Origin of the sequence: Westiellopsis prolifica IICB1 (assembly GCF_004323185.1) — a bacterium.
Classification (GTDB): Bacteria; Cyanobacteriota; Cyanobacteriia; order Cyanobacteriales; family Nostocaceae; genus Pelatocladus; species Pelatocladus prolificus_A.
Genome location: NZ_NAPS01000001.1, coordinates 1,474,957 through 1,482,368, shown reverse-complemented (window position 1 = coordinate 1,482,368; position 7,412 = coordinate 1,474,957). Strand labels below are relative to the sequence as shown.

General features: G+C 38.2%; 5 protein-coding genes. 1 reads left to right on the top strand and 4 read right to left on the bottom strand.

Annotated elements, in window-relative coordinates; genetic code table 11:
- The 4 genes from B4U84_RS06345 to B4U84_RS06330 all read right to left on the bottom strand — a co-directional run.
- Positions 1–276 (bottom strand): tetratricopeptide repeat protein (locus tag B4U84_RS06345; protein WP_131118753.1); only part of this gene is annotated, 276 nt, incomplete at its 3' end.
- Between the two features lie 201 nt (positions 277–477).
- Positions 478–891, bottom strand: coding sequence for a hypothetical protein (locus tag B4U84_RS06340; protein WP_242677554.1), 414 nt, complete (start codon positions 889–891; stop codon positions 478–480).
- Positions 892–1,032: 141 nt separating this feature from the next.
- Positions 1,033–2,880, bottom strand: a complete 1,848-nt coding sequence (locus B4U84_RS06335; protein WP_131116207.1) for a S8 family serine peptidase — start codon at positions 2,878–2,880, stop codon at positions 1,033–1,035.
- Positions 2,881–3,195: 315 nt separating this feature from the next.
- Positions 3,196–4,953, bottom strand: coding sequence for a C2 family cysteine protease (locus B4U84_RS06330; protein WP_131116205.1), 1,758 nt, complete (start codon positions 4,951–4,953; stop codon positions 3,196–3,198).
- 671 nt (positions 4,954–5,624) lie between these two features.
- Here B4U84_RS06330 and serA point away from each other — a divergent pair.
- The gene (gene serA / locus B4U84_RS06325) at positions 5,625–7,205 is read left to right on the top strand and encodes a phosphoglycerate dehydrogenase (RefSeq protein ID WP_017309191.1); all 1,581 of its coding nucleotides are present in this window, start codon (positions 5,625–5,627) and stop codon (positions 7,203–7,205) included.
- The last annotated feature ends 207 nt before the right edge of the window (positions 7,206–7,412 follow it).

Here is a 7,412-nt window from a genome sequence, read left to right as displayed (position 1 = left end):
ATCGCCTATTTGTGTTTTGATATCTAAAGATTGCTGATAGAAGTTTATCGCCCTTTGATATTCTCCCAGGTAATTGTAGGCATTACCCAAACCAATTAAACAACTAGCTTGTCCAGAGCGATCGCCTATTTGTGTTTTGATATCTAAAGATTGCTGGTAGAAGTCTATCGCCCTTTGATATTCTCCCAAAGATTTGTAAGCAATACCTAACGAATTCAAAGAAGCAGGGTAATTCCAGTTTTCTGTGTCTCCTATTTTTTCAAATTGGTATTGCATTACGAATGTATCGCCTTACATTGTTAATGTATCGCCTTACATTGTTAATGCATCGCGTTACATTGTTAATGCATCGTCCTACATTGTTAATGTATCGCCTTGCATTGTTAATGTATCGCCTTACATTGCGATTGTATCGCGTTACATTACGAATGCAGGCGTCTGCATTAAATTATATCAAGCTTAAATAAGTGGAATTACTTATAAACTAACTTGGTTTCCTTCTATTTTCCCTACCTGCTTTAATGTACTTTGATCGTAGGATTGACCACTGATTTGAATATTGTCGCCCGTTGGCTGGGTTGGGGATGTGGTTTGCAAAATTTTGGTGATTTCTGCTGCTAGTGCTGTGTCGCTTTCTAAGATTTTCTTGAGTTGTACCCGCAAAGCTGCTTGCAAATCTTCGTCTTCTGGATGATTTGCTAAGTCGGTTGCTGCTTCTAGCGCTGTTTGTTTTGCTTCTATTTGCGGATTTAACTTACCCCAAATTGCTTTTCCCTTGTTCCATACATCTTCACCGATTTTTTGAGATGCACCTTCTACAGCTTTATTGCCCACATTCATCAGGAATGGCAAGCAAGGCGCTAAAATTTTAACTAGTAAAGCAATATCCATTGATTTAGAGGATTTATTTCATACTTTTACCAAGTATGCTAGCGTAAGTTCCTCAATTACTTAGATATTGTGAAGAGATTTTTATACTAGTGCAGCAGATATAGATTAATACGGTTGAGTTAAGGATTTTTCGTCATAATTTTAGGGTTTACGCTTTTCAATTATGCTTTCTGTTTCCGAATCATCATAATTACTTGTGCTAATGCTACTATCACCAATCACACTGTTTTTGTAATCATGCCAAAATTGCGTCCATGCAGATGAGTTTGGTACAATATTATTGTGATTCTCATTTGTAGAATTGGGATTGCTAGCAGAAGTAAGAATATCTTTATTTGTATAGCTACGACTCCAAGGTGAAGCAATATTATCAAAACTAGAAACAGCAGTCACGTTAGTGTGATAACTTAGGCTATTAGGTTTCGTTTCAGTTACAGAATTAGTATTTACGCCATAGTTTGCAGCTTGCGTTGTGCTATTTCCTGATGTTTCTGCGAGGATTTGACGTATTTGAGCATCAGTTAGGTTAGGGTTAGCACTAAGCATCAAAGCAACTACTCCCGCAACATGGGGAGCTGCCATTGATGTGCCATTATAAGACGCATACTTGTTACCTGGAAGTGTAGAATAGACATTGACTCCAGGTGCTGTGACGTAAGTCAGTTGCTTTTCTCCCGCACGGTTAGAGAAGTCTGCAAGATTTTTATTTTTATCTACCGCACCAACAGCAATTCCATATTTGTCTGCATAACGAGCAGGATAGGCTGGTTGTGAACCACCATCGTTACCAGCTGCCATCACAACAATAACACCTTTGTTGCTGGCATATTCAATTGCTTTTTGGAGTGTATCGTTAGAACGTCCACCACCCAAACTTAAGTTAATCACATTAGCGCCATTATCTACAGCGTAGTAAATTCCCTTGGCGATCGCACTGTAGGAACCTGAGCCTTCATCGTCTAAAACTTTGACTGGCATAATTTTAGAATCATAGGCAATACCAGTCACACCATACCCATTGTTCACTCCAGCAATAGTACCAGAAACATGAGTACCATGACCATTGACATCTAAAGTACTGTTGTTGTTGCCGTCAAAATTCCAACCGTAGTAATCATCAATATAACCGTTGCCATCATCATCTTTACCGTTACCAGCAATTTCTTTGCTATTTGTCCAAATATTAGAACTCAAGTCTTGGTGATTGTAGTCTACCCCGGTATCCAAAACAGCTACAACCACACCTTTACCTGTATATCCCTGCGTCCAAGCTTCTGGTGCTTTTACCACATCCGCACCCCAGTTATTTCCACCCAAGTCAGGAACATCAGCAAAGGTATTTTGATTGGTAGCTTTAGCTACTGCTTCAGAAGCGTTAACTAAGCCATAACCAGAAGTAGAATTATATCCTCCACTTGCTGTGTTGGTAATCGTAATTTCCCGTGCAAAAACGTTATTTGCATTACTAATTTCTAGTACATTATCTAAAGCATCGGCTCTGTATAATATGTAGTAGTTTCCGGACGCAAGATTACTATCTACAGTCACATTTTGAGATTGAGAAGTAGAACTACCAGCGTCAATATTACCAAGCCAATTCCAACCCAAAAACGAGTCATCGCTACTAATATTCTTGTCTTTAGAAATATAAAAATCTGTATAATTAAATCCAGCACTATTTTTACCTTTATTTTTTACTTGATAAGAAACTTGAATAGTGCTACCTGCATTTGCCACACTAGGAGCAAATGCATTTTGGATTACTAAGTCTACTGCGGTCGCTTGAGCAGAATTTTTTGATTGACTATTTTTTCGTCGCTGACTACTAACATCTGATTCTAGACTATTTTCAGTTGTTTGAAAGCTACTCCGACCACTGTAATACAAGTAGTAATCATCTTGAGAACTGAAATCATCTGCTGAGTATTTAGGAGTAATATTTAGCCCTGGATCATCAAATAAGTTTTGATTGTTACTTTGATTGGGCATAAGTATTCTCTCCTTGGGAAAATTTTATGGCATTAAAATATCTCTCTATTTGCTAATAATTACTATATAATCATCATTGAAAATGCTAGTTTATTTACAAATAATCTTGTCTTGATTTGATAATTCAAGAAATGCAAATATAAACAATATTCTTGTATCTTGAGCAACTCAAACTTTGTAGCGATCGCTTGAGTATGAATCAATACGGTTCAATTAAGTTTTCTATCCAATAGAAAAAGACGTTGCACTGCAACGTCTCTATATTTTGTTGATATGTACGCGAAGCGGTAACGCTGTATTGTAATTTTTTACTTTTTAAACAATATGATTGGTTGTCGCATCCCAATAGCTAAAGTTTGTTTCAATTTGATTCCAAGACAGTTCGATAATACCCGGTTTAGAAGTGCCGTTATCGATACCCCAGGGATTAAATAGTGTAAACATCTGGGTTGAAGAACTGTAACCTACTAATGCGTAAGCATGACCAGAAATAATATTTGCATCAACCACTGTTGATTTTGTACTCAAACCAATCATTTGCCCAGAATTGAAAGCATTCACTACTGAGTTAAAATTAAGCAGATTGGCGAGAGAAGTCTTTAATCCTGTGATATTTGTGAGTGCATCACTGACGTAACCACCATTATTAATACCATTATAAGAATTGGTATTATCTTGATAAATCCATCCAGATGCGTTAAGTTGAGCGTAAGCTTTTTCAGCCAAAGCAATCCATAATTCATTATCAGAGTTTCCGTAGTAATTGCCTTGATTAGCGTAAATAAAATATCCTTCTTGATTAGTAGGTAAATATCTATCTACCGTCAGATAATCAGCAATTCCATGATTGTAAAAACGCACGGTGAAAGTTTGATCACCGTTGTCAATAAACATATTTTCAATCATGGTACGTGAGCGGAAAGCAGTTGCTGCTAAACCTGTGAGGAAAAAGCAGTCATTAAGACTACCTTGTTTAATATCTTGATAAGTAATGCCGTTTTGAAACAAAGAACCATTAGCATATTGATAATTGTAGGAGCTTGTGGGGCGATCGCTACCCAAAAACCACTTACTAATTAAGTTCTCGATTTGAATATCGCTGCTACCTGCATACAAATTACCTAGCGCATTTCCTTGATAATTTTGATTAGCAAGGTCATAATTAACAACTTTGTTCGATAAAACACGTACGTACTCTGGTATTCTTAAGAAAGAAGAATTATTAACTAGTGTACGCAAATCAGTTAATTCGCTACCGTCAACTACACTGCTATCTTTTGCTTCTCGAAGGATAGCAATCATATCGTTGCGATCAAGAATATTATCTGTAAAACGCCATCTTGTAGCCTCACGTATACCTGTATCTTGAATATTCAAGTCAAACCAGTCTTGAGTAGCAACAGGTATAATACCAAAACTAGTTTGTATCGTGTCTGTACTAGCACCTGATTTATCGTAGGTTTTTGCTGATAATACATAATTGCCTGCATCAAGACCAGATAAACTGTATTCAAAACTGGCATAGCGGTTATCGTTACTATTGGCGATAAAATTCACTGCATCGCCGATATCTTGCCATTCACCACCGTTTTTTTGTAACCTAAAATCTACTTGTGCTAAGTCACCTGCACCGTTACCATCAAATACACTAGTATTTTTTAGATTAACTATTTCGCCTTGTTGATAAGTGGTTTTACTAGTGGTTAATTGTAATGATTGTGGTGCTTCGTTACCAGAAACTTTTAAGTTGTAGTAAGTACTTTTCTTCTTATTAACTCGGTAAACTCGGATGTAGTAGCTGCCAGCTTCTAAAGTTGTACTGATAGATTCTGCTTTTTTTTTACTATTGTAAGAAGCTGAAATTACAGAACCACTACTATTTAGTAGTTGTAAATTAGCATCAGCTGACAAACCATCAACAACTAAATTTAAGCTACTACGATTGCTGAGGTTGAAACTGTAGTAATCATTTTTATCACCCTTTCCTACCCAATCTCTAAAATTTTGGTTGATATAAGTAACATTTAAATTCCGAGAATTATTTAAATTGTTACCTGCAAAATCTGCTGGCATAACTGTATATTTTAAATTGAAAATTGAATAATTGTTGGCATCAAGGAAAATTAAAACCCTTTAAAAACAAGGGTTTTAATTTCAATGACATATCAAAAATTAACAGCCATAGTTCTATGCTGCTGTTGATTTAAGTAAAATAGGTATAGAAGAAATACGTATATTTTAAGACTTCAAAAAAGCATTTCAGTAATATTATTGTTGTAGTAGAGATGCAATTCTTTCCGTCTCTATATGCCAAAACAAAATCTAAAATTTTTAAGCAATTAGTATAGGCTAGTAATGTTGCTGATTTAGAAACTAGAGAAAAATATAGATTAATTTCTTGAATAGTAGACGCAGAATCCCGAATTTTTATAAAAATTGGGGTTCTTGTTTTTCACGCGCCTACATTTGGAATATTTAATAAATATATAGGTATTTGCACCATTGATGGTTTATATTTAGCGAGAGAGTCTAACAGATATCTCTGCATCTCTACTTAAACTTATGGGATTAGAGGCAAGTCAAGTTTACTCTCAAGTCTCAAAAAGCAAAGTAGAGAAGCTAACCCAGAGGTATAGCTGGACTGCTAAATCAACGTTGTTTGTATTGTTGGTTCAACTGGTACACATAAACATTAAACTTAATATTCCAGCGATCGCATTACCTCTAGCTTAAAACCAATCATCATGTCTAAGGTTCTCGTCTCCGATCCAATTGATCAAGCAGGGATCGACATCTTATCCCAAGTAGCTACTGTTGATGTCAGAACAGGCTTAAAAGCAGAAGAATTAGTACAAATCATCGGTGAATACGATGCACTGATGATTCGTTCTGGAACCCGCGTCACCCAAGAAATCATCGAAGCTGGGACACAGCTAAAAATTATTGGTCGCGCTGGTGTCGGTGTAGATAATGTGGATGTTGCTGCTGCAACTCGTCAAGGGATTGTGGTAGTCAACTCCCCAGAAGGAAACACCATCGCTGCTGCTGAACACGCGCTAGCAATGATGCTATCTTTGTCTCGCCATATTCCTGATGCGAATGCTTCTGTAAAACGCGGCGAATGGGATCGCAAAACCTTTGTGGGTGCTGAAGTCTACAAAAAAACTATTGGGATTGTCGGTTTGGGTAAAATTGGTTCCCATGTTGCTGCTGTTGCTAAAGCAATGGGAATGAAATTGCTTGCTTATGATCCGTTTATTTCCACAGAAAGAGCTGAACAGCTTGGTTGTCAGCTAGTGGATATGGATTTACTAGTGCAGCAAGCAGATTATATTACCCTACACATTCCCAAAACACCAGAAACCACCCATTTAATTAATGCCACCATGCTGGCAAAAATGAAACCCACCACCAGAATCATCAACTGCGCTCGTGGTGGCATCATTGATGAAGAAGCTCTCGCAACTGCCATTAAAGAAGGTAAAATTGCGGGTGCAGCCCTCGATGTATTCGATTCAGAACCATTGGGAGAATCGAGTTTAAGGTCTTTGGGTAAAGAAGTCATCTTGACTCCACACTTGGGTGCTTCCACAACAGAGGCGCAAGTGAATGTGGCTATTGACGTCGCTGAACAAATCCGGGATGTACTATTAGGATTACCAGCGCGATCGGCAGTAAATATTCCAGGATTGGGGCCAGATGTCTTAGAAGAACTCAAACCCTACATGCAGTTAGCTGAAACCTTAGGTAATCTCGTCGGACAACTAGCTGGTGGAAGAGTAGAATTACTCAACGTGAGATTACAAGGTGAATTAGCAACCAACAAAAGTCAGCCGTTAGTAGTCGCTTCTCTCAAAGGACTTCTATTCCAAGCACTGCGAGAACGGGTAAACTACGTCAACGCCAGCATCGAAGCCAAAGAACGGGGAATTCGCGTCATTGAAACGCGAGATGCAGCAATCAAAGACTATGCTGGTTCAATACATTTAGAAGCCACAGGTTCTTTGGGTACTCATGCTGTCACAGGTGCTTTGTTAGGTGACGGAGAAATCCGCCTCACAAACCTCGACGGTTTCCCAATCAACGTTCCCCCCAGCCATCACATGCTGTTTACTGTACACCGGGATATGCCAGGAATCATTGGTAAACTTGGTTCCCTACTAGGCAGCTTTAATGTCAATATTGCCAGTATGCAGGTAGGCCGGAAAATCGTTCGCGGTGATGCGGTGATGGTTCTCAGTCTTGATGATCCCTTACCCGATGGCATTTTGAGCGAGATTACCAAAGTACCTGGAATTCGAGATGCGTATACTGTAACACTTTGATCAGGGAATAGGGATCGGGGAAAGGGGATCGGGGAAAGGGCATGAATCAGTTAACAGTTAACAGTGAGCAGTTTAATTTAATAACTGATAACTGATAACTGATAACTGATAACTGATAACTGATAACTGATAACTGATAACTGATAACTGATAAGTCCCCCTTGTCCCCAATCCCCAATCCCTAATCCCCTTTCCCCTTTCCCCGCT